Below are 22,916 nucleotides of genomic sequence, written 5' to 3' on the forward strand. Positions count from 1 at the left end.
CGAGTTCATAGCCGGTCAGGTGCAGCAGCGAGTAGAGCAACATGGAGCCGTGGCCGTTGGAGAGCACGAAGCGGTCGCGGTCGGGCCACTTGGGGTCGGCCGGATTGTGCTTGAGATGGTCGTTCCACAGCACTTCGGCGATGTCGGCCATGCCCATGGGCGCGCCGGGGTGGCCGGACTTGGCCCTCTGGACGGCATCCATGGACAGGGCGCGAATGGCATTGGCCAGTTCGAAACGGGATGGCATTGAGTAGCTCCTCGCCTGCGGCAGACTAAGCGGTGCTGCCCCGCCGGTGGGAAGCGGGGGAGCGTTCTGGCTGGATGGGGCGCCGCGGGACAAGCGGCGCGGTCGAATCAGGCGGCTCATTGTCGCCGACTTGACGCCGCGCTTCAAATCGTGGATGCCTTGTGAAGGGGCAGCGTGTAGACTTTGCGACCCATGTGGTGTCGGCCTGGCGGTTTTTTATGGCAGTGCCGTTACCGATTGTCGCTACTGATTGATTGCCGTCAAAGAAGGGCCGAGGACGCCATGAGCGAATACTCCCTGTTCACTTCCGAGTCTGTCTCCGAGGGGCACCCGGACAAGATCGCCGACCAGATTTCCGATGCGGTGCTGGATGCCATCATCGCCCGCGACAAGCATGCCCGCGTGGCCTGCGAGACACTGGTCAAGACCGGCGTGGCGATCGTTGCCGGCGAAATTTCCACCTCGGCCTGGGTGGATCTCGAGGAACTGGTGCGCCGGGTGATTACCGAAATCGGCTATACCTCCTCGGATGTCGGCTTCGACGGCGAGACGTGTGGCGTGCTCAACCTGATCGGCAAGCAGAGCATCGACATCGCCCAGGGCGTCGATCGTGCCAAGCCCGAGGATCAAGGCGCCGGCGACCAGGGGCTTATGTTCGGCTATGCCACCAACGAGACCGACTCTTACATGCCGGCGCCGATCCACTACGCCCACCGCCTGGTGGAGCGCCAGGCCGACCTGCGCAAGCAGGGCCTTCTGCCGTGGTTGCGCCCGGATGCCAAGAGCCAGATTACCTTCCGCTATGGCGATGACGGCAAGCCCTGCGGCGTCGATGCGGTGGTGCTCTCCACTCAGCATGATCCGGGTATCGACCAGCAGGAGCTGCGCAAGATGGTCAAGCGCGAGATCATCGAGCAGGTGATTCCCGCCAAATGGCTGACCGAGAGCACGCATTACCATATCAACCCGACCGGCAAGTTCGTGATCGGTGGCCCTGTGGGAGATTGCGGGCTGACCGGGCGCAAGATCATCGTCGACACCTATGGCGGCATGGCACGCCACGGCGGTGGTGCCTTCTCGGGCAAGGACCCCTCCAAGGTCGACCGCAGTGCCGCCTATGCCGGACGCTACGTGGCCAAGAACATCGTCGCGGCGGGGCTCGCCGACAAGTGCGAGATCCAGATCTCCTATGCCATCGGCGTCGCCGAGCCCACGTCGGTGTCGATTAATACCTTCGGCACCGGCAAGGTGAAGGATGAGCGCATCATCGAACTGATCCGCGAACACTTCGACCTGCGTCCCAATGCCATCACTCGCATGCTCGACCTGCTGCACCCGATGTACCAGCTGACTGCCGCCTACGGCCACTTCGGCCGCGAACCCTTCGAGACGCGCTACACCTGGACCGATACCGAAGGAAAACAGCACATCGAGACCTTCACGGCCTTCCCGTGGGAGAAGGTCGACCGCGCGTCTGTACTGCGTGAGGCGGCCGGTTTGTAACACTCGCTGTAGCGAAACGCCTACAGCCATTGACAGGCCCCGCCGGCTTCGCCGTGCGGGGTCTGTTGCTAGGGTAGCGGTTGGTGTTGCTGACGAGTGCCAACCATGTCCCTGCTGATACCAAGCCCTCAACTACGTCGCTTCACTCTGAGTGCCTGCGTGATAGGGCTTCTGCTGCTGCCATGCTGGCCTGCCCTTGCCGCGTGCCCCACCTGGGATGTGCCACGTGCACAACATGAAATCAGCGCTCTCGCCGAGCGTCTCGCCGTGTGGGACGAGGCCTATTATCGGCGCGCCGAGTCGCTGGTCAGTGACGATATCTATGACCAGTCGCGTGTGCTGCTCGATACGTGGCGTGGCTGCTTTCCCGACGTGGCCAGTCGTCAGTCGGCGTCGCCCGCGAGGCATGACCCGAGCGAGGCCATTTCCCACCCGATCCCTCAAACGGGGCTCACCAAACTGGAAGATATCGAGGCGGTGAGGCGCTGGCTATCGCGTCGTCAGGATGCATGGATCCAACCCAAGGTCGATGGTGTCGCCGTAACGCTGGTCTATCGAGGTGGTGTGCTGGTGCGTGCGGTCAGCCGTGGTGATGGTGTGACCGGGCAGGACTGGACGGCGCGAGCAAGCCAACTACCGGTGGTGCCATCTCGCCTGCCAAGGCCGATCGATGCCGTACTGCAAGGCGAGATCTATCTGCGTCTCGTTGACCACGTTCAGGCAACGCTTGGCGACCAGGGGGCGCGTGGACGGGCCGCCGGCCTCATGGCACGTGACAACCTTGATGATGATGAAGCGCGATCACTTGGCTTGTTCGTCTGGGATTGGCCCGATGGGCCGGCAAGCATGACCCAGCGGCTTGCTGGGCTCGCCGAGCTGGGCTTCCCGGATACCCGACGATTTACCCATGCGATCGCCACTAGCGATGAAGCAAGCACCTGGCGTGATAGCTGGTTCCATGGAGCGCTGACGTTTGCCACCGATGGCGTGGTGCTGCGTCAGGCCTCGCGGCCGCCAGGGAAAGCCTGGCAGGCCGAGCCACCGGCCTGGGCGGTGGCCTGGAAACACCCCGCCCGTGAGGTACTCGCCGAGGTGCGTGGGGTAAGCTTCCGCATAGGACGCACCGGCCGAATCACCCCGGTAGTCCAGCTCTATCCTGTGGCGCTTGCCGGCCGGGTGATCCGGCGGGTGTCGCTGGGTTCTCTCGAGCAGTGGGCCGAGTGGGATATTCGCCCTGGCGATCACCTGGTGGTGACGCTGGGAGGGTTGACGATTCCCCAGGTGGCGAGCGTGGCCTGGCGCGAGCACCCCAGAACACCGTTAGAGGTGCCGGAGCCTTCGCTTTATCACGCGCTGAGTTGCCTGCAACTCACGATGGGCTGCCAGGCACAGTTCCTGGAGCGCCTGGCATGGTTGAGTGGTGAAGGGGGGCTCGACCTGCCAGGTGTCGGCCCCGGCACCTGGCGCGCGCTTGTCGAGGCGGGACTGGTCGATGGCCTGCTTGATGCGTTTTGGCTCGATGAGGGCGCACTCAGGGTTGTCTCGGGGATAGGCAGCGTGCGTGCCAAGGCGCTGGCCGATGCCTTTGGGTTGGCTCGCGAGCGAGACTTCGAGACCTGGCTTGTGGCACTGGGCGCGCCGCCAGCCGTACAGGGAGTGAATGGTGCCGAGCGTTGGGCAGCGCTTTCGGCGCGCGGCCTGGCCGAATGGCAGGCGCAGCCGGGTATCGGGCCCAAGCGAGCGGCCGATCTGGTCGAATTCTTCCAGCACCCGGTACTGAGCGGGGTAGCGCAACGTCTGGACGAGATGGGGGTCGAAGGGTTCGGACGCTGATTGTCACCCATCGGCAAGCCTGCCTATAGTGAGGGTCACGTCTGACGCTTGCGACCGGCGTCCATGACCCGTCACGGATCAGTCCCAGATCAAGAGGTGAGCCATGAACCAACCTGCCGTTCCCGCGCCGAAGGCTCGACATGCCACTGCCTTCGACGATTACAAGGTGGCCGACATCGCCCTCGCCGACTGGGGACGTCGTGAGATTCGCATCGCCGAGACGGAAATGCCGGCATTGATGACGATTCGCGACAAGTATCGTCAGGCCCAGCCACTAGCGGGAGCGCGCATTGCCGGCTGCATCCATATGACCATCCAGACCGCGGTGTTGATCGAGACGCTGATCGACCTCGGTGCCAGCGTGCGCTGGTCTTCGTGCAACATCTTCTCCACCCAGGATCACGCCGCGGCGGCGATTGCCGCCGCGGGCATTCCGGTGTTCGCCTGGAAGGGCGAGAACGAGCAGGAATTCTGGTGGTGCATCGAACAGACGGCGGCAGGCCCGGATGGCTGGGTGCCCAACCTGGTGCTCGATGATGGCGGTGACCTCACTCAGCTGCTGCACGAGCAACGCCCGGAACTGCTCGAGGCGATCCACGGTATCTCCGAGGAAACCACCACTGGCGTGCACCGCCTGGAGGAGATGCTGCGCGACGGCACGCTGAAGGTTCCTGCGATCAACGTCAACGATGCCGTCACCAAATCGAAGAACGACAACAAGTACGGCTGCCGCCATTCGCTTTCCGATGCCATCAAGCGTGCCACCGACCACCTGCTGGCCGGCAAGCAGGCGCTGGTGGTCGGCTATGGCGATGTGGGCAAGGGCTCAGCGGCCTCGCTGCGCCAGGAGGGCATGATCGTCAAGGTGGCCGAGGTCGACCCGATCTGCGCCATGCAGGCCTGCATGGACGGCTTCGAGGTGGTCTCGCCGCATCGTGATGGCATCAACCGCGGCATCGACAGCATCGACCGCGACCTGCTCGGCAGGATCGATCTGGTGGTGACCGCCACCGGCAATATCGATGCCTGCGATGCGCCAATGCTAAAGGCGCTCAAGCGGGGGGCCGTGGTCTGCAACATCGGCCATTTCGACAGCGAGATCGATACCGCCCACATGCGTCACCATTGGCACTGGGAGGAGGTCAAGCCGCAGGTTCACAAAGTCTACCGCGACAGTGCCCCGGGGGATTACGACCCCGTCAGCCGCGACTATCTGATCCTGCTTTCCGAGGGGCGGCTGGTGAACCTGGGCAACGCTACCGGGCACCCTTCGCGGGTGATGGATGGTTCCTTCGCCAACCAGGTACTGGCCCAGATCCACTTGTACGAGCAGCGCTTCGCCGATCTGCCGGAGTCGGAGAAGGCCGCAGCGCTAGGTGTCAGTGTGCTGCCGCGCCATCTTGATGAGGAAGTCGCCCGTTACATGGTCGAGGGCTTTGGCGGCGTGATCACGCATTTGACCGAGGCCCAGGCACGCTATACCGGCGTGGCGCCGGAGGGGCCCTACAAACCGGATGCCTACCGCTACTAGTCAGGTAATCCCCACCAGCGGCAGCATCAGCCCCAGATAGAGCGGGATCAGCAAGGGCGCGGCCAGAGTGGTGACCAGCACCGCCAGGGCTCCCTTCTCCGCTGCGATACCGAGCTCCATGGCCACCACCACCACGTTGGCGGCCATGGGGACCACGCCGATCAACAGCAGCGCCATGGCTAACTCTACCGAGAGCGGCATCAGCTGCTGCAGCCCCAGCACGGCGAACAGCATCAGCAACGGCCAGAGGCCGTAGCGGATCGCCACGCAGGCGCCGATGAAGCGAAGGTCCAGTTCGCGAAAGGAGACCCTTCCAAGGGTCATGCCGATGATCATCATGCCAAGCAGGGTGTAGGTGGCCGGAAATACCGCCATGCCATCGATCATCGCCCCTGGCACTTCGAGGCCGATGGCGCTGGCCAGAAGCGCGGCGAGAAACGCATAGACCAGCGGCAGTCGCGTGATCCTGACCAGGCTCTGGCGAATCGAAAACTGGCCACGGGCACTCAGGTAGAAGCCCACCGTGAACTCGTAGAGCGTGACGCCCAGCATGCAGAACAGATAAAGCGTCACGCCTTCCGGGGGCAGCAGTACCAGGGCTACCGGCAGCCCGAAGTAGCCGGTGTTGCCGGTGCCCGAGGAGAAGGCCAGCAGGGCGCTTTCCTGGGTTTCGAAGCGGCGGCGGGTCAAGCGCTGCATGGCAACCGCCACGAGGCTCGACACGCCGAACAGCGCGAACGTCAGCAGCAGGTACTCCGGGGTCGGGCCGCCCAGTGTGAGGGCGCGGAATACCGTGATCGGGGCGATCAGGTAGATCAACAGGGTGGCGATGGGGCGTGGGTCCACCGCCAGCCGACGGGCGGCGATCCAGCCAAGGCCAACGAACGCCAGCAGCGTCCACAGTGGCCCCATCAGTGCGCCGGGCTCGATGCCGTTCATGTGACCTCCCTGTCAAAATGCTCATGATGCCTGGGGGATGGGGTGGCGCCAACGTGAATCATATTGATACAGCTTCGCGAAACTTTCATTGGTGACGCTGCAAGGGAGTCGTCACAATAGCGCCAATTATGCATTCGCTTCATGAGGTTCATCGATGAGCACGCAGCAACACCCACTCGGCATCAGCTTCGAATTCTTTCCGCCCAATACCGACGTGGGTCGTGACAAGCTGGTGGGCGTACGTGATGCCCTGGCCGAGCGCGAACCGCGTTTCTTCTCGGTGACCTATGGGGCCGGCGGTTCGACCCAGGATCGCACCCTGAACACCGTGCGTCAGGTTCGTGAGTCGGGGTTTACCACCGCACCTCATCTTTCCTGCATCGGCAGCGAGAAAGGGCAGTTGCGGGAACTGCTGGCGCGCTACCGCGGGGAAGGCATCGAAAGTCTGGTGGCGCTGCGTGGCGACTTGCCGTCCGGCATGGGCGGCATTGGTGAGCTGCGCTACGCCAACGAGCTGGTCGAATTTATCCGCGAGGAAACCGGTGATCACTTTGAGATCGCCGTGGCCGCCTACCCGGAATCTCATCCACAGGCACCTAACCTCGATAAGGATGTGGAAAACTTTGCCCGCAAAATGCAGGCGGGTGCCAATATCGCCATCACTCAGTATTTTTTCACCGCTGACGCTTACTTCAATTTTGTCGATAAAGCGCGCGCGCTGGGCGTTGAGCAACCGATTATTCCGGGCATCATGCCGATCACCAACTACGCGAAGCTGGCGCGCTTCTCCGATGCCTGTGGGGCCGAGATTCCGCGCTGGATTCGCAAGCAGCTGGAAGCCTACGGTGACGACAGCGAGTCCATCGCTGCCTTCGGTGACGAGGTGATCTCACGGCTCTGCCAGCGTCTGCTCGATGGCGGCGCCCCTGGGCTGCACTTCTATACCTTGAACCAGGCTGCCCCGACGCTGCGCATCCTCGACAATATTACCGGCTGAGCGAGGTCTCGAATGGCGCGCTCATGCGCCGCGTACCAACACGCTTGGACGATCGGTGAACGAACGGGGCCTCGCCAACTGGCGAGGCCCCGTTCACTTCAGGCGGTAGAGTGCCGCTCAGGTGGTGACCGAGCGATCACCCCCACCATGCATCTTGCGCTGCATGAGGAACAGTCCCCCCGCGATGGCCAGACCCGCAATGTCGGTGTAGATGCCGCCATAGATCATGAAGATGGCGCCTATTAGCATCACCACCCGTGTCCAGGCCTTGACCGGCCCAAAGAACCAGGCCTGGACCATGCCGGACAGCAGCACGATACCCAGGGTGGCGGTAACGCCCACCCGCAGGATCTGCAGCCAAGAACCTTCCATCAGCATGGCCGGGCTGTAGAAGAACATGAAGGGCACGATGAAGGCGGCCAGGCCGATCTTGAACGACGCCACCGAGGTGCCCATGGCGTTGGCACCGGAAATGCCTGCCGCCGCATAGGAGGCCAGGGCCACTGGCGGGGTAATCGCCGAGACTACGGCGAAATAGAAGACGAAGAAGTGGGCCACCAGCGGCTGGACGCCGATGTTGATGAGGCCTGGAGCCACCACCGAGGCGGCGACCGCGTAGGCCGCCGTGGTCGGCATGCCCATGCCGAGCAGAATCGAGATACACATGGCGAAGAATAGCGCCAGCAACTGGCTCACGCCGGCCAAGCCGAGCAGCAGCGACGAGAAGCGGGCGCCGACGCCGGTTAGCGAGATCACACCGACGATGAGGCCAGCACAGGCGCAGACGGCGATGATCTGGATCGCCATGGTACTGGCCAGCCGCAATGCCTTCAGAATGGAAGGAATGCCCATCTTGTTGGGCGAGAGCCAGCTCACCACGGCCGCCGAGGCGGTGGCCAGGGTGCCGGCGCGGATCACCGAATAGCCCATGAACAGAGCCGCGATCAGGATGATGATGGGTGCGAACAGATAGACCTGCTTGACGAGCCTCGAGAACAGCGGGATCTCGTCCTTGCGCATGCCGCGCATGCCCTTGCGGGCTGCCTCGAAGTCGACCATGAAGTAGACCGACACGAAGTAGAGGATAGCCGGGATCAGCGCTGCCACGGCGATTTCGGTATAGGGAATGCCAGTGACCTCGGCCATGATGAAGGCACCGGCACCCATGATCGGCGGCATGATCTGCCCGCCGGTCGACGCTGCGGCTTCGATGGCGCCGGCACTCTTGGCGGGATACCCCACTTTCTTCATCAGCGGTATGGTCAGCGAACCGGTGGACACCACGTTGCCGGCGCTGGTGCCGTTGATCATGCCCATCAGGCCGGAGGCGAAGATTGCCACCTTGGCAGGGCCGCCACGGGCGCGGCCGGCGCAGGCGAAGGCAAAGTTGACGAAGTAGTCACCGACCTTTGAGGCCTGCAGGAAAGCGGCGAAGATGATGAACAGGATGATATAGGTCGACGAGACCGCCGTGGTCGGCCCGAGGATGCCGGCATCGGTGTAGACCTGGCTGAAAAAGCGATTGAACGAGAGGCCGGGATAGCCGAGGAAGCCCGGGAGATAGGGGCCCAAGAAGACATAGAGCAGGAAGATGGCGGAGATGACTACCAGCGCCAGACCGGTGACGCGACGGGTCATTTCGAGGATCAACAGTGACCCGGCAAGGGCAGCATAGGAGATACCCACGGGTGCGAAGGAGGTGCCCGTGGAGGCCCTGAGCGGTGTGGCGTAGATCAGGATGAGGTAGCCTGCCGTTGCCATGGCAGAGACCATCAACACCAGATCGGCGGGGGCGAGCTTGCTGCGCACCTGGCGATGGCACCAGGAGATGATGATGCCTCCGGCCGTGGCCAGAAGCAGCGGAAAGCCGTAGTGCCAGGTTTCGGTCTGCGGGTCGATGCGCATGGCACCGCCACTGATTTCCTGTTGCATCAGGTAGACCTGAAACAGAGCATACAAGGCCGGGATCAGCAGGGCATAGCTGATTCCGGAAAGCCACGCCGGTGAGGCGCCGCCATGGCCCTCGTCGGCGAATCGGGTGCCGGCATAGAAGCCATAACCCAGAATCAGGGCACCGGCAATATGCACGATGCGAAATGACCAGGTTTCCATCGGGTAGACATTGAGCGATATCAGATGGAAGAGCGAGTAGGCAATCGCCAGGCCGGCGAACAGTATCCATTGCCATCCGGTGAAGAGGCGTCGGTTGCCTTCGACGACTTCCTCGTCGACACCATCGGCGATGCTATCGGGCGCCTTGTCGATAGCCTCCTCGGACTCACCTGGACGGGTATCGGGAGTGTTGCTCATGGGGATATCACCCTCGAGTGTGGGGCTGCAGGATCAGGAATGCCCCGCACCGGTGTGATGGCCGGTAGCGGGGCAAGGTCAGGCTCGAGAGACGATCAGTTCAGTTTACGCTCTTCGGGAACCTCGTAACCGTTTTCCTCGTACCAGCGCACGGCACCCGGGTGGAAGGGCAGCACAGTGTTCTTGTCGATATTTTCCGGGACGGAGGTGACAGCGCTGCGGTGTACTTCCTGCATGCGGTCATTGTTCTCCATGGTCACCTTGGTGACTTCATAGACGAAACTTTCCGGCAGGTCGCAGCCGGCGATGGCGAAGTTCCACATGGACACGGCTCGGGCATCCTCCTCGAGCGTTTCATAGGTGCTGGCCGGTATCTGGAAAGGCGCGACCGGGAAGGCCTCGAGTACCTGGGCTTGCTCTTCCTCGGTGAACTCGATGATGTTCACGTCGGTCTGGACCTCGAGCTGGCTGACGGCCGGGATCGGAATGCCGGCAGCGAAGGCGATGACGTCGAGCAGGCCGTCCTGCAGCTGGCCACCAAGGTCAGTCCAGCCACCGTTGCGTCGATCGAAATCAACACCCAACTCCTCGAGGATGGCTGGGAAGTAGGTATCGGAGGTGGAGGCTGAAGGTCCGAAGCCTATGCGCGCCCCATCGGGAATCTCGGAGATCGAGGTGATGCCGCTGTCGGCCAGTGCAGTGATGGAGAATGGTGTCTCGTACATCGGGAAGAGTGCGCAGACATTATCCATCGCCACGCCCGGAGCCAGTGGGCTGTTGCCGGCCAGGGCTTCCGCCGCTGGACCCATGGTAGTCAAGCCCAGTGCCAGGTCGCCGGTATGCACAAGGGCCAGGTTCTGGTTCGGGCCGCCGGTGACTTCACCGCCGCCGGAAATGCCTAGCTCGTTGGCCACCAGGTTTGCCCAACCAGAGCCATAGACGAAATAGGTGCCGCCTTGGCTTGCAGTGCCAACGGTGAAGTTGTCCGGCCACTCGCTGCGATCGGCCTGAGCGGCTGCGGCGGCGACCAGCAGTGAACCGGCAATGGTGCCGGCTAGCAATTTCGTGGAAAGAAGGCGCATGGCGTAACTCCCGTTGCATATTGTCGTTGGTAATGAATCCGGCCGATGGCTGCACTCGGCACATTCATTCTGGCAGCTCGTTCCGGAGGTTGCCCGGCGCTGGCGCGAACGGGCATTTCAACGATATACACCGCAAGTGTCGGGCCATTTTCCTGTATTTCTAGCCAATACAGAGGGTTATGATGTGATTTATCTACCTTGGTCTAATGGGTGGTGGGCGGGGGATTCTGGAACGCCGCACGATTCGGCAATATGGCTGTGTGGATATCCGCACAGCCTGGTCCCGCCTCCTTCAATCGCCCTTGGGATCGAGGATCCTGACTGTCTGGAAGTCTTCCGGTGCTGGCTTTTCGCGGGGCTTGCTGACACGTGTTTCGAGTTCTGGTGGTGTCTGGTCCTCGATGGGCAATTGCTCGAAGAAGTCACAGCTGACGCACTCGCGATAGCGAATTCCGTGCTGTTCCCAACTGCGTATGCGGTCCATCTCGGCACAGCGGGGACAGATCGCGCCGGCGATGAAGCGTTTTACGACGGTCATGAAGACTCCTGAATGACGGCACCCCCCAGGGGGTGCCGGAGGGTGTGATGGGAGGCAAGCCTCTTGATCAGGCCGCGCGAATGCCGCTGTGGCGAAGCAATGGCTCGACACTCGGTTCCCGGCCGCGAAAGGCGCGGAACAGGTCAGCGGCATCTCGGGCGCCACCCTGCTCGAGGATCTCGGTGCGGAAGCGGCGACCGGTTTCGGGGTCGAAGATACCGGCTTCCTCGAAGGCGCTCCAGGCGTCCGCCGACAGCACCTCGGCCCATTTGTAGCTGTAGTAGCCCGCCGCATAGCCGCCAGCGAAGATGTGGCTGAAGCCGTTCTGGAAGCGGTTGAACGCGGCCCTTGGGACGACAGAGACGCTATCGCGTACGGCGTCCAGCAGGGCCTGGATATCCACGGCGGAGGGGGCGTCCAGCTCATGATGCAGGCGCAGGTCAAAGATCGAGAACTCGAGCTGGCGCACCATGCCCATGGCGGACTGGAAGTTCCTGGCGGCCTGCAGTTTCTCCAGCAGATCGCCGGGCAGCTTGTCGCCGGTGTCCACGTGGGCGGCAATCAGGTCCAGCCCTTCACGCTCCCAGCAGTAGTTCTCCATGAACTGGCTGGGCAGTTCCACCGCGTCCCAGGCCACGCCATTGATCCCTGAGATATCCGCGATGGTCTGCTGGGTGAGCATGTGGTGCAGGCCATGGCCGAATTCGTGAAACAGTGTGGTGACCTCATCATGGGTCAAAAGCGCAGGCCGCTCGCCAACCGGGCGCGTGAAGTTGCAGGTGAGGTAGGCCACCGGCAGTTGCAACTCGCCATGCTCGAGGCGGCGCACCCGGCACTCGTCCATCCAGGCACCCCCACGCTTGCCTTCACGGGCATAAAGGTCGAGATAGAAACCGGCTATCGCTGAGCCTTGCTCCATGATGCGGAAATAGCGCACGTCGGGATGGTAGCGTGGGGCGGCGTTGTCCTCCTCGAAGGTCACCCCGTACAGTCGTTCCACCACCTTGAACATGCCATCGACCACCGTGGGGGCGGGAAAGTAGGGACGCAGCTGTTCTTGTGAAATCGAGTGGCGCGTTTCGCGCATCTTTTCGCTGGCGTAACCGACATCCCATGGGGCGAGTTCACCCATGCCGAGCACCTCGTGGGCGTAATGCTCCAGTTCGGCATACTCCTCACGCGCCTGGGGGATGGCACGGCGGCCGAGGTCGGCGAGAAAGTCGAGAGCCTGTTGCGGTGATTCGGCCATCTTGGTGGCCATGGAGTAGTCGGCATAGGTGGCGAAACCGAGCAACTTGGCCACTTCTCGGCGCAGGCGGACGATCTCTTCCATGATTGGAGCATTGTCGAATTCACCGGCATTGGGGCCCTGGTCCGATGCCCGGGTAACGAAGGCGGTATAGACCTCGCGGCGCAATTCGCGATCATCGGCGTAGGTCATCACGGGAAAGAAGCTCGGGAAGTCCAGGGTGATCCGGTAGCCAGACTGCCCCTTGGCCTCGGCATTGGACTTGAGAGCGGCCAGTGCGCTCTGCGGCAGGCCGGCCAAGCGGCTGTCGTCGGCGAGGTCGAGATGCCAAGCCTGGGTGGCATCGAGCAGTTGGTTGGAGAAGGTGTTGGCCAGTTCCGAGAGCCGCGACTGGATCTCGCCATAACGGCGCTTCTTATCGGCGGGCAGGTCGACGCCGGCCAGGCGGAAGTCGCGCAGGGTGTTGTCCACGGCGCGGCGCTGGGCTTCGTCGAGTGCGTCCCAGGCAGCCCCTTCCTTCAGCGACTGCCAGGCCAGGAACAGCCCTTCGTGCTGGCCAAGCCAGGTGCTGTAGTCGGAGAGCTTGGCCAGGCACGCCTGGTAGGCGTCGCGCAGCGCGTCGTTGTTCATCGTGCCGTTGAGGTGGGACACCGGCGACCAGGCCTTTGACAAACGGTCATTCAGGGCCTCCAGCGGGGCGGCAAGGTTGTCCCAGGTGGCCTGTGTCTGCCGGGCGTTTACCACCAGTGCATCGACGGCGTCGCGGTTCTCTGCCAGCAGCTCCTCGATGGCGGGCACCACATGCTCGGGCCGAATCTCGGCAAAAGGGGGCAATTCATGGGATTCGAGCAGCGGGTTGCGGGACATGCGCACCTCTGGGGCTATTGACGATGGATGTTGCTTAGATGCGGGCGCAGGGCCCCGGTTTCAATACGAGGGTTTTAATACGACAGCGTCAATGTGTCCACGGCGATGGCGTCTTCACCCGGGCGTCTGCCGTCGCCGGCCGGCCCTCCGCCAGGCGCAGGGATGAGAGGGGCTTTCGCTCGGCGCATGGTGATACGCTGGGTGGGAAACGAAAACCGATTCATACACGAGGTGAGCGATGAGCGAGTTACCGACAACCGAACCGGCAACCAAAGCGAAGGCCACGACACATGGCGCGCTGCGGCCCTGGAAGGGTGTCACACCTGCGCTTGGGGAGCGGGTCTATATCGACCCCGCTTGTATCGTGCTGGGTGATGTGGTGTTGGGTGACGACTGCTCGGTGTGGCCCACGGCGGTGATACGTGGCGATATGCACCGCATCCGCATCGGCGCACGCACCAGCGTGCAGGATGGAAGCGTTCTGCATATTACCCACGCCAGCGACTTCAACCCCGACGGTTTTCCGCTGACCATCGGTGAGGAGGTGACTATCGGCCACAAGGCGATTCTGCATGGCTGCACCCTGGGCAATCGTATCCTGGTGGGCATGGGTGCCATCGTCATGGATGGCGCGGTAGTGGAAGATGAGGTGATCATCGCCGCGGGTGCGGTGGTGACGCCGGGCAAGCGACTGGAGAGCGGCCATGTCTATGCCGGCAACCCGGCCAAGGCGTTGCGGCCATTGAAGGACAAGGAGCGCGCTTTCTTCCCCTACACCGCTGGCAATTATGTTCGCCTGAAGGACGAGTACCTCGCCGTGGCGAAGGAGTGAGACGCAAGTTGGTTGCGCCCGCCTGGTCCCACTTTGGGAGCTGCTGGCTCAGGGCTCGCTGCTCTGGCGGTAGTCCTCGGCGCGCAGGTCGTACTTGCGCAGCTTGTCGTAGAGCGTCTTGCGTGGCAGGCCGAGTTGTTCGGTGACCTCGGTGACACGCCCTCTATGCCGAGCCAGAGCCTGGTCTATCAGGCTCTTCTCGAACATCTCCACCTGACGAGGTAGCGGCAGGTCGCCGGTGTCGCTCTCGGCGCCCTCCAGCAGGGCATCCAGCCGGTAGTCCCAGGCGGCACCCAGTAATACGTAGCGCTCGGCTAGGTTGCGCAACTCACGCACGTTACCGGGCCAGTCGTGGGCCAATAGGGCGGCAATGCCGGAGGCGTCGAGGGGTGGGGCTTCGAGTCCGCTGCGGTTGGCGGCGACCACGGCAAAGTGCTGGAACAGCAGCGGGATGTCCTCGCGACGCTCGCGCAGTGGTGGGATCGGCAGTGTGACCACGTTGAGCCGGTAGTAGAGGTCCTCACGAAATCGCCCAGCCTCTGCGCTGGCCTTGAGGTCGACCTTGGTGGCGGCAATCACCCGTATATCGAGTGGCACGGGCACGTTCGAGCCTAGCCGCTCGACGCTTCGCTCCTGGAGTACCCGCAGCAGTTTCACTTGCAGCGAGAGCGGCATCGATTCGATCTCGTCGAGGAATACGGTGCCGCCATTGGCATGCTCGAACTTGCCGATGCGCCGCTCCACGGCACCGGTGAAGGCGCCCTTTTCGTGGCCGAACAGTTCCGACTCGATGGTGCTTTCAGGCACCGCACCGCAGTTGATGGCCACGAACGGGTGGCCGCCGCGCGGGCTGCGTTCATGGATGGCGCGGGCCACCAGGTCCTTGCCGGCGCCGGTTTCTCCGAACAGCAGCACGTCGGCATCCACCTGGCTGATGCGCGCCACCATGGAGGCTAGTCGTTGGATCACCTGGGTACGCCCCACCAGGCGCGGGCCAGGGGCTGATTGCTGTGCTTCGAGTTCGGCCTTGAGGTGGCGGTTTTCCAGGCTCAGCCGGCGTTTCTCGACGGCGCGGCGAACCACTTCCACCAGGCGTTCCCCGGCGAAAGGCTTCTCGAGGAAATCCCAGGCACCCTCACGCATCGCTTCCACGGCGGTGGAGATATCGCCGTGGCCGGTAACCATGATCACCGGCAGGTCGGGGTCGCGCAGGCGTACCTCCCGCAGCAGTGCCATGCCATCCATGCCGGGCATGCGGATGTCGCTGATCACCACGCCTGGAAAGTCCGGGGCCAGGCTGTCCAGGGCCTGTTCGGCGCTGGCGTGGGGTTCGGGTCTGTAGCCTGCCAGCTCAAGGGTCTGTCCGGCAGTGATTCGTAAGTGGGGTTCGTCGTCGACGATGATCACTGGGGTGGCCGCCGGATCATGCATGGGTATTCCTCTCGCGGTTAGACGCCGATGGAGTGCACGTGGACGTGTGGTCGCAAGGCAAGGTAATGGTGAACAGGGCGCCGCCTTGCGGACGATTTTCAGCCCGCAGGCGACCGCCCAGATCGTCGATGATGCGTGACGAGATCGACAAGCCAAGCCCCAGTCCGCTGCCGGGTGACTTGGTGGTAAAGAACGGCTCGAAGATGCTGGGCAGCAACGCCTCGTCGATGCCTGGCCCGTTGTCTGCCACGCCAAGCACCACTTCGTCTCCCCGTTGCTCGATGGACAGCATCAATCGTGGCTTGGCGACGTCGGCCATGGCTTGCAAGGCGTTGCCGATCAGGTTGACCAGGACCTGTTCGAGTCGCACCAGATCCGCGCGCACCCAGACGTCGCCTTGCGGCCAGTGAAACTCCACGGCAATGTCGGTATCACGCAGGCGGGCCTGGAACAGGCGCAGCGCATATTCGAAACAGCGCGGTACCGACACGCTGGTCAAGTTGTCGCTACTCTTGCGCGAGAATTGGCGCAGTTGCGCGCTGATCTCGGCCATGCGCCCGGTCAACTCGATAATCTGCTCCAGGTTGCTATCCACGGCATCGAATCGCTTCCTCTCAAGGAATGCGGTGGCATTCTCGGCGTAGGCACGGATTGCTGCCAATGGCTGGTTGAGCTCGTGGTTGATGCCGGCGGCCAACTGGCCGAGTACAGCGAGCTTGGCGGCCTGGATCAGCTCATCGCGGGTCTGGCGCAGGCTGTCCTCGGCACGACGGCGTTCTTCGATCTCGTCTGACAGCCGACGGTTGGTTTCTACCAGGTCCCGGGTACGCCGCTCGACACTTCTCTCGAGCTCATCCCGCGCACTCGCCAGGGTCAGGCGTTCTCGCTCGGCGAATTGCTCACGCTCGCGACGCAGTCGCAAGCGCTGCCAGCCAATCCCGCCGACCAGTGCGATGATGCCATATAGCCCACCGGCCAGCAGGGCCGATAGCCACTGGGCGCGTACCACCGGCGTCAGTGGCTTGAGGATGTGCATCTGCCAGCCGAATTCGGCCAGTGAACGCGACAGGCCGAGATAACGATTGTCGGCCAGCGGCCCCTGCGAGAGGCCGATCAGGCGATGGCTGTCATGCTCTTCAAGTATCTCGATGCCAGAGGGTGACAGGGGTTCGTCAGCATAACGGCGGGTCTCAAGCAGCGCCTGGTGCTGCTCTTTGGAGAGTGGATGCAGGGCCGCCATACGCCACTCGGCTTGGCTTGCCATGAAAATGATGTCGTCTTCATCGGTGACCAGCAGCTCGGCATCCTGGTCGCTCCAACTGGCTTCCACCACGTCGAGCAGTACCTTGACGACCATCACGCCGTCGGGTTGGGCGCTGGGGGAGGTGTCATCGAGCCACACCGGGGAGGAGAAGTAGTAGCCGCGATCCCGTGATTGCACGCCCAGACCATAGAAGCGTCCCTGGCCGCCGGCGATGGCGTCGGTATAGTAGCTGCGGAAGGCGTAATTCTGGCCGATGAATGTGTTGGGGCGGTGCCAGTTGCTGGCGGCCAGGGTATCGGCATGGCGATCGAGCAGGTAGACATCGGAGACGCCCGTGGTGGCACGGAAGCTGTCCAGCAGGCGGTTGAGGGGCATCACGTCCTGGGTCTCGGGCGAGGCCAGGAAACGCTTGACCCCCTCGCGTGAGGCCAGCAGTTGCGGCAGGTAGTCGTGTCGCGAGAGATGCCCGACCAGGCTTGCAGCCGACAGGCGCAGTTCATTTTCGGCGTCCTGGTGCAGGTTCCTCAGGGCTTGTTCGCGGGCGAGTTGCGAGGCTTGCCACATCACCATGATCAGCCCCAGCGGCACCAGTAGCCATATCAGGCGTCGCCAACCCGCCGAAAGCCGTGCCGAGCGCTTGGCACTGTTCACGGTGTCGGCTCTCGGCGTTCTCCCGGCGTGGCCTGGGCGCGGCGCAGAGCGCGTTGGGCACGGGTCTCTGCGCGCGCCACTTCCAGCAGGCCTTCCTCGACATAGACAAGGTGCTCATGGGCGCGTTCGCGGGCATCTTCGGCACGCCCCTCGAGGATAGCATCGAGCAATGCCCGGTGCTGGGTCATCAGCAGTGGCCGGGCGTCGGGTTTTTCGAACAAGTGGGCGAGGTTGTCGACGATGCTGCGCTCGAGCAGATGAAATATCCCGCGGATGGTATGCAGCAGCAACACGTTGTGGGCAGCTTCGGCAATGGCCAGGTGAAAGGCCGCATCAGCCTTGGCCTCGAGCGCAGGGTCCTGGCCCTTGAAGCAGGTATCGAGCTCCTCGAAGCGCTTTATCAGCAGTGCCTTGTCGGTGGGGGTGGAGCGAAGTGCCGCGTAATAGGCGGAGATCCCTTCCATGGCATCGCGGAATTCCAGCAGGTCCAGATGAAACTCGCCATGGCGCGCCAGCATCTCCAGAAGCGGATCGCTGTAGCTGGTATTGAGGTCTTCGGTGATGAAGGTGCCGCCGCCCTGGCGGCTGGTCAAGAGTCCTCGGGCGGCCAGCTTCTGAATCGCTTCACGCAGTGACGGGCGTGATACGCCAAAACGCTCGGCCAATTCGCGCTCGGGGGGCAGACGGTGGCCAGGCTTGAGACTACCTTCAAGGATCATCGCCTCGAGACGTTCGGTAATCACGTCGGCGAGGCGCGGTTGACGGACGGGTTGATAGGCCATGGCGGGCTGTCTCTGGATGAGTTGATACGTAGTGGCATGGTAAATCAAGTAATTGGTATTACCAATAGTTGCCACCTGACATGACCCTCTGGTACAGCGAAGACTTCTTGAATTTCAAGGCATTGTGATTATCTTGCCAAGCCTGATACCAAAGTATATGACTGTTTAGTGGTAAAAACCGCATCGGTGAATTGACACTGTCATCCACCGCTCATAAGGTTTCGCCAACTTTTGGGTAAATTGGTTTTACCAATTTACCCAAAAGGCTTCCATCATTCACAGGGCTCGCCATGATCATTTCCGCGTCCACGGATTATCGCCGCGCCGCCAAGCGTCGAATTCCGCCCTTTCTGTTTCACTACGCCGACGGTGGGGCTTACGCCGAACATACGCTGCGTCGTAACGTCGATGATCTTGCCGGTATCGGTTTGCGTCAACGCGTGCTGAAGGACATGTCCTCGTTATCGCTTGAGACCGAGTTGTTCGGTGAGTCCCTTTCCATGCCCATCGCCCTGGCACCCGTGGGGCTGGCCGGCATGTACGCCAGGCGCGGTGAAGTGCAGGCCGCGCGAGCCGCTACCAGTAAAGGCATACCTTTCACGCTGTCGACGGTGTCGGTATGTCCCATCGACGAGGTGGCCTCGGCGGTGGATCGCCCTATCTGGTTTCAGCTCTATGTCCTGAAGGACAGGGGCTTCATGAAGCATGTCCTGGAGCGGGCCAAGGCTGCCGGGGTCAAGACGCTGGTGTTCACGGTCGACATGCCTGTGCCGGGGGCGCGTTATCGCGATGCCCACTCCGGCATGAGTGGCAAGCACGGTCCGATTCGGCGGATGGCTCAGGCCGCCATGCATCCTTTCTGGGCCTGGGATGTGGGCATTCATGGTCGTCCCCATGATCTGGGCAACGTATCGGATTATCGCGGCCAGCCGACGGAGCTTGAGGATTACATCGCCTGGCTTGGCGATAACTTCGATCCCTCTATCTCCTGGAAGGATCTGGAGTGGATACGCGAATTGTGGGATGGCCCGATGATCATCAAGGGGATCCTGGACCCGGAGGATGCTCGTGAGGCGGTTCGTTTTGGAGCGGATGGCATCGTCGTTTCCAATCATGGCGGTCGCCAGCTCGATGGCGTTCCTTCCACAGCACATGCGCTGCCTGCCATCGCCGATGCGGTCAAGGGCGATTTGGCCATCCTGGCCGATTCGGGCGTGCGCAATGGGCTCGATGTCGTACGCATGATCGCCATGGGCGCCGATACCGTGCTGCTTGGGCGAGCCTTTATCTACGCCCTCGCCACCGCTGGCGAGGCTGGCGTTGCGCATCTGCTCGAGTTGTTCGAAAAGGAGATGCGGGTTGCCATGACGCTCACCGGGGCGCGCAGCATTGCCGACCTCGGCCCGCACTCGCTGGTGTCGACCGCCAACCACGGAGTTGGCTAAGCACATGCCGAGTATCCGCACTCGGTCCTGTCGGGTTGGGCGTGCCGCCCAGCTTGCCCTTATCTTCTTCACCGGTAGAGGGTCGTCATGAAAGCCCCTTACAAGGCATTGCTCGAAGCGCTGCGCGAGACGATCCCCGCCGAACGGTTGATGGATGATCCGCTGCGCACACTGGCCTACGGTACCGATGCCAGTTTCTACCGATTGATACCGCAACTGGTGGTACGTCCGGAAAGTGAAGACGAGCTGCGACTGATCCTGGCCGAGTGTCGCGCTCGCAAGCTGCCGGTGACCTTCCGGGCGGCGGGTACGTCGCTCTCGGGCCAGGCGATCACCGATTCCGTGCTGATACAGCTCGGGCGTGGATGGCGTGGGTATGAGGTGATCGACGACGGCCAGGCCATTCGCCTGCAACCGGGGGTCATCGGTGCGCGGGCCAATGCTGTGCTGGCGCCGTTCGGGCGCAAGATTGGCCCCGACCCTGCCTCGATCAATAGTTGCATGATCGGAGGAATCGCCGCCAACAACGCCTCCGGCATGTGCTGCGGTACTGCTCAGAACAGTTACCGCACGGTACGCGATATCCGCGTGATCCTGGCCGATGGCAGTGTGCTGGATACCGCGGATAGCAGCAGTGTGGCGGCCTTCAAGGCATCTCACGGCGAGTTGCTTGCGGGACTGGAGCGGCTGTCGGCCGAAACGCGGGCCAACCAGGCACTGGCCGAGCGGATCCGTCACAAGTACCGGCTCAAGAACACCACCGGCTATGCGCTGAACAGCCTGGTGGATTTCGCTGGTGGCATCGATATTCTCAAGCACCTGATGATTGGCTCCGAAGGCACGCTTGGCTTCATCAGCGAGATCACGTATGACAGCGTGGTCGATGAACCCTTCAAGGCAGCAGCGCTTGGCTTGTTTCCCGATATGGGCACCACCTGCCGGGCGACCATCGCCTTGAAGCAGGCGCCCGTTTCGGCAGTGGAGTTGATGGACCGGGCCGCGCTGCGCTCGGTTCAGGACCAGCCTGGCATGCCCGAGGTGCTCAGGCACTTGCCCGAGGGGGCGGCGGCATTGCTGATCGACGTGCGGGGGAATAGCGAAAGCGAGCTCGAGTCACGCATGGCCGACGTGCAGGCTACGCTCGAGGGCATTCGTACCCTCGAGCCGGTCACCTTTACCCGTGATGCTGCCACCTATGGAATGTACTGGAAGATTCGCAAGGGGCTGTTCCCGGCGGTCGGCGCGGTACGCGACACCGGCACCACAGTCATCATCGAGGATGTCGCCTTTCCGGTCGAGCGGCTCGACGAGGGGGTGCAGGCGCTGACTGAGGTCTTCCATCGCCATGGTTACCAGGATGCCATCTTGTTCGGTCATGCCCTCGAAGGGAACTTGCACTTCGTCTTTCCCCAGGGGTTCGAAAAGCCCGGTGAGGTGGCGCGCTATCAAGCGCTGATGGATGAAGTCGCTCATTTGGTGGGTGTCGAGTATGGCGGCTCGCTAAAAGCCGAACATGGCACCGGTCGCAACATGGCACCCTACGTGGAGCTGGAATGGGGGCCTGAAGCATATGCGCTGATGTGGGATATCAAGGCGCTGTTCGATCCCGCTAACCTGCTCAATCCCGAGGTGGTTCTCAGTCGTAACGCGACACTGCACCTCGAGAATCTCAAGCCGCTACCGGCCGCCGACCCAATTATCGACAAGTGCATCGAGTGCGGTTTTTGTGAGCATGTGTGCCCCTCGAAAGACCTGACGCTCACCCCGCGGCAGCGCATCGTCATCGCGCGTGAAATGGCCAGGCTCGAAGCGCTTGGTGAGTCTCTGGACGCTGCCCAGGGCGAGCGGCTGAGTGCGTTGCGACGTGGTTACCGCTATGCGGGTGATGACACCTGTGCAGCCGACGGCCTTTGCGCCACACAGTGCCCGGTGGGCATCAACACCGGTGACTTGGTGCGTGAGCTGCGACACGAAAGGCTTGCCAACAGGGCTGGGGTGGCACGGCGTGTTGGCCGCCACTTCTCTGGTGCTACACGGGTAGCGCGAGGTGCCTTGAATGTGGCGGGGGCGGCCAACCGTGTGCTGGGCGATGACCTGATGGGCAAGGCCAGCCATGGCGCAAGGCGCTTGAGTGGCGACCGCCTGCCGCAGTGGACGCCGGCGCTGCCTCAGGCGGCCCCGATTCGTGTGCTCAAACCTGGCGCGCCGAGCACTCCCGGCCGTGACAAGGTCGTCTATTTGCCTTCCTGTGCGACGCGCGTGTTTGGTGCCACCCGCCATGACGCAGAATCGCGGTCGGTGATGGAAATCACCCTGTCGCTACTCGACAAGGCCGGTTTCGACGTGGTGCTGCCGGAAATGATCGGCCATCTGTGTTGCGGGATGGCCTTCCAGTCCAAGGGGCAGTTCGAGGAAGCGACCCACAAGGCGCGTGAACTCAATCGTGAACTCCTGGTGGCCAGCCAGAATGGTCGCTACCCGGTACTCTGCGATACCAGCCCGTGCACCCTTCAAATGCAAGAACACCTCGACGAGCGCTTGAGCCTGCTCGAGCCAGTGGCCTTTGCGCATGAGCAACTGCTGTCGAGGCTCTCGATAACGCCTATCAACGAGCGCGTTGCCGTGCATGTCACCTGCTCCAGCACACGCATGGGATTGGCCGACGCCTTCGTTGCCCTGGCCAGGGCGTGTTCAACGGACGTGGTCGTACCAACCGACATCACGTGCTGTGGCTTCGCTGGCGACAAGGGCTTCGCAATCCCCGAGCTGAATGCCTCGGCGCTGGCGGGTCTGGCAAGCCAGGTGTCGGAGTGCTCTACCGGTTACTCGAACTCGCGGACCTGTGAGATCGGGTTGAGCGAGCATGGTGGAATCCCCTACCGCTCCATCCTTTCCCTGCTGGATAAGGCCAGTAGCCCGATCAACAACGCATGAGCCGGCACGGGTTGATCGACCATGGAGATTAGGGTGGTGGGTGGACCGCAATGTGGACTGGGCGGCTTTTTGTCGTTTTTTTCCACCCCCTCTTGCGGTGCCGCCATCAAACCCGTAAAGTACGCATCCGCTGCCGGCGACGGGCAACGTTGCAGGCGGTGGTAAGTGAAGGAAGTGATTGATAGTACTAGTGTTTAGGTACCATCGGCATTTCCTGGGTGAGTCATCACCACGGCGACACATGGCGCTTGACACGCCACGCCGATCACGTAGAATACGCCTTCCTCGCAGGGCGCTGGCGAGGCCGCCGCAACACGGCAGGCCACGACGGCAAGCGAGACGCTCCGCTCAAGACATCGAGCCCGGAGCCGCTCTTTAACAATCGATCAGGTAATTCATGTGGGCGCTTGTCGATGGGTCGGTGACCAGTCACACGAACCATCAAGGCAAGCGACTCGTCAAAGCCTCAACCTTCGGGTTG

General features: G+C 62.5%; 15 protein-coding genes and 1 pseudogene. 7 read left to right on the top strand and 9 right to left on the bottom strand.

Going from position 1 to position 22,916, the window contains the following annotated elements; translation table 11 throughout:
- Positions 1 to 247, bottom strand: a pseudogene (locus C6V82_RS17730) (transketolase); the annotation flags it as partial.
- Positions 248 to 529: 282 nt separating this feature from the next.
- Between C6V82_RS17730 and metK the strand changes: the two are divergent.
- From metK to ahcY, 3 genes are all read left to right on the top strand, one after another.
- The gene (gene metK, locus C6V82_RS17735; RefSeq protein ID WP_102587815.1) at positions 530 to 1,750 is read left to right on the top strand and encodes a methionine adenosyltransferase; all 1,221 of its coding nucleotides are present in this window, start codon (positions 530 to 532) and stop codon (positions 1,748 to 1,750) included.
- A 105-nt stretch (positions 1,751 to 1,855) separates the two neighbouring features.
- Positions 1,856 to 3,583, top strand: coding sequence for an NAD-dependent DNA ligase LigB (ligB, locus tag C6V82_RS17740; protein WP_102587814.1), 1,728 nt, complete (start codon positions 1,856 to 1,858; stop codon positions 3,581 to 3,583).
- Between the two features lie 103 nt (positions 3,584 to 3,686).
- Entirely contained in the window at positions 3,687 to 5,114 is a 1,428-nt protein-coding gene (gene ahcY / locus C6V82_RS17745) for an adenosylhomocysteinase (protein WP_102587813.1), read from the top strand.
- Here the strand turns inward: ahcY and C6V82_RS17750 are convergent, their stop codons facing one another.
- Positions 5,115 to 6,053 (bottom strand): AEC family transporter, encoded by a 939-nt coding sequence (locus C6V82_RS17750; protein ID WP_102587812.1) that lies wholly within the window; start codon positions 6,051 to 6,053, stop codon positions 5,115 to 5,117.
- Positions 6,054 to 6,207: 154 nt separating this feature from the next.
- Here C6V82_RS17750 and metF point away from each other — a divergent pair, with 154 nt between their 5' ends.
- Positions 6,208 to 7,050: a methylenetetrahydrofolate reductase [NAD(P)H] gene (gene metF / locus C6V82_RS17755; protein ID WP_102587811.1), complete on the top strand. Its 843-nt coding sequence runs from the start codon at positions 6,208 to 6,210 to the stop codon at positions 7,048 to 7,050.
- A gap of 117 nt (positions 7,051 to 7,167) precedes the next feature.
- Here the strand turns inward: metF and C6V82_RS17760 are convergent, their stop codons facing one another.
- The 4 genes from C6V82_RS17760 to prlC all read right to left on the bottom strand — a co-directional run bounded on the left by C6V82_RS17760 (position 7,168) and on the right by prlC (position 13,096).
- Positions 7,168 to 9,360 (bottom strand): TRAP transporter permease, encoded by a 2,193-nt coding sequence (locus tag C6V82_RS17760; protein WP_102587810.1) that lies wholly within the window; start codon positions 9,358 to 9,360, stop codon positions 7,168 to 7,170.
- A 95-nt stretch (positions 9,361 to 9,455) separates the two neighbouring features.
- On the bottom strand, positions 9,456 to 10,442 hold the full coding sequence (locus C6V82_RS17765) for a TAXI family TRAP transporter solute-binding subunit (protein ID WP_102587809.1): 987 nt from the start codon (positions 10,440 to 10,442) through the stop codon (positions 9,456 to 9,458).
- Between the two features lie 292 nt (positions 10,443 to 10,734).
- Positions 10,735 to 10,980, bottom strand: a complete 246-nt coding sequence (locus C6V82_RS17770) for a YheV family putative zinc ribbon protein (protein ID WP_102587808.1) — start codon at positions 10,978 to 10,980, stop codon at positions 10,735 to 10,737.
- A 67-nt stretch (positions 10,981 to 11,047) separates the two neighbouring features.
- The gene (gene prlC / locus C6V82_RS17775; protein ID WP_102587807.1) at positions 11,048 to 13,096 is read right to left on the bottom strand and encodes an oligopeptidase A; all 2,049 of its coding nucleotides are present in this window, start codon (positions 13,094 to 13,096) and stop codon (positions 11,048 to 11,050) included.
- Positions 13,097 to 13,334: 238 nt separating this feature from the next.
- On the opposite strand from prlC, the gene C6V82_RS17780 reads away from it, so the two are divergent.
- Positions 13,335 to 13,928 carry a gamma carbonic anhydrase family protein gene (locus tag C6V82_RS17780; protein ID WP_102587806.1) on the top strand — a complete coding sequence of 198 codons (594 nt, stop codon included), beginning with the start codon at positions 13,335 to 13,337 and terminating at the stop codon, positions 13,926 to 13,928.
- Between the two features lie 48 nt (positions 13,929 to 13,976).
- Here the strand turns inward: C6V82_RS17780 and C6V82_RS17785 are convergent, their stop codons facing one another.
- The 3 genes from C6V82_RS17785 to C6V82_RS17795 are packed head-to-tail and all read right to left on the bottom strand — an operon-like array spanning position 13,977 to position 18,056.
- Positions 13,977 to 15,359 carry a sigma-54-dependent transcriptional regulator gene (locus C6V82_RS17785; RefSeq protein WP_102587805.1) on the bottom strand — a complete coding sequence of 461 codons (1,383 nt, stop codon included), beginning with the start codon at positions 15,357 to 15,359 and terminating at the stop codon, positions 13,977 to 13,979.
- Entirely contained in the window at positions 15,352 to 17,274 is a 1,923-nt protein-coding gene (locus C6V82_RS17790; RefSeq protein WP_373297672.1) for a sensor histidine kinase, read from the bottom strand. Before C6V82_RS17790 ends, C6V82_RS17785 begins: the two co-directional genes overlap by 8 nt.
- Positions 17,271 to 18,056, bottom strand: coding sequence for a GntR family transcriptional regulator (locus C6V82_RS17795; RefSeq protein ID WP_102587804.1), 786 nt, complete (start codon positions 18,054 to 18,056; stop codon positions 17,271 to 17,273). The genes C6V82_RS17790 and C6V82_RS17795 overlap by 4 nt, the downstream gene beginning before the upstream one ends.
- A 290-nt stretch (positions 18,057 to 18,346) precedes the next feature.
- On the opposite strand from C6V82_RS17795, the gene lldD reads away from it, so the two are divergent.
- Together lldD and C6V82_RS17805 are read left to right on the top strand one after the other, a co-directional pair.
- On the top strand, positions 18,347 to 19,501 hold the full coding sequence (lldD, locus tag C6V82_RS17800) for an FMN-dependent L-lactate dehydrogenase LldD (protein WP_102587803.1): 1,155 nt from the start codon (positions 18,347 to 18,349) through the stop codon (positions 19,499 to 19,501).
- 87 nt (positions 19,502 to 19,588) lie between these two features.
- Positions 19,589 to 22,435 carry an FAD-binding and (Fe-S)-binding domain-containing protein gene (locus C6V82_RS17805; RefSeq protein ID WP_102587802.1) on the top strand — a complete coding sequence of 949 codons (2,847 nt, stop codon included), beginning with the start codon at positions 19,589 to 19,591 and terminating at the stop codon, positions 22,433 to 22,435.
- The last annotated feature ends 481 nt before the right edge of the window (positions 22,436 to 22,916 follow it).

The organism is Halomonas urumqiensis, assembly GCF_003028575.1.
Lineage (GTDB): Bacteria > Pseudomonadota > Gammaproteobacteria > Pseudomonadales > Halomonadaceae > Halomonas > Halomonas urumqiensis.

What these genes read in the sequence shown, in the direction of transcription:
- metK (WP_102587815.1), top strand. Translation starts at nt 530, where the DNA reads ATGAGCGAATACTCCCTGTTCACTTCCGAGTCTGTCTCCGAGGGGCAC.
- ligB (WP_102587814.1), top strand. Translation starts at nt 1,856, where the DNA reads ATGTCCCTGCTGATACCAAGCCCTCAACTACGTCGCTTCACTCTGAGT.
- ahcY (WP_102587813.1), top strand. Translation starts at nt 3,687, where the DNA reads ATGAACCAACCTGCCGTTCCCGCGCCGAAGGCTCGACATGCCACTGCC.
- C6V82_RS17750 (WP_102587812.1), bottom strand. Translation starts at nt 6,053, where the DNA reads ATGAACGGCATCGAGCCCGGCGCACTGATGGGGCCACTGTGGACGCTG.
- metF (WP_102587811.1), top strand. Translation starts at nt 6,208, where the DNA reads ATGAGCACGCAGCAACACCCACTCGGCATCAGCTTCGAATTCTTTCCG.
- C6V82_RS17760 (WP_102587810.1), bottom strand. Translation starts at nt 9,360, where the DNA reads ATGAGCAACACTCCCGATACCCGTCCAGGTGAGTCCGAGGAGGCTATC.
- C6V82_RS17765 (WP_102587809.1), bottom strand. Translation starts at nt 10,442, where the DNA reads ATGCGCCTTCTTTCCACGAAATTGCTAGCCGGCACCATTGCCGGTTCA.
- C6V82_RS17770 (WP_102587808.1), bottom strand. Translation starts at nt 10,980, where the DNA reads ATGACCGTCGTAAAACGCTTCATCGCCGGCGCGATCTGTCCCCGCTGT.
- prlC (WP_102587807.1), bottom strand. Translation starts at nt 13,096, where the DNA reads ATGTCCCGCAACCCGCTGCTCGAATCCCATGAATTGCCCCCTTTTGCC.
- C6V82_RS17780 (WP_102587806.1), top strand. Translation starts at nt 13,335, where the DNA reads ATGAGCGAGTTACCGACAACCGAACCGGCAACCAAAGCGAAGGCCACG.
- C6V82_RS17785 (WP_102587805.1), bottom strand. Translation starts at nt 15,359, where the DNA reads ATGCATGATCCGGCGGCCACCCCAGTGATCATCGTCGACGACGAACCC.
- C6V82_RS17795 (WP_102587804.1), bottom strand. Translation starts at nt 18,056, where the DNA reads ATGGCCTATCAACCCGTCCGTCAACCGCGCCTCGCCGACGTGATTACC.
- lldD (WP_102587803.1), top strand. Translation starts at nt 18,347, where the DNA reads ATGATCATTTCCGCGTCCACGGATTATCGCCGCGCCGCCAAGCGTCGA.
- C6V82_RS17805 (WP_102587802.1), top strand. Translation starts at nt 19,589, where the DNA reads ATGAAAGCCCCTTACAAGGCATTGCTCGAAGCGCTGCGCGAGACGATC.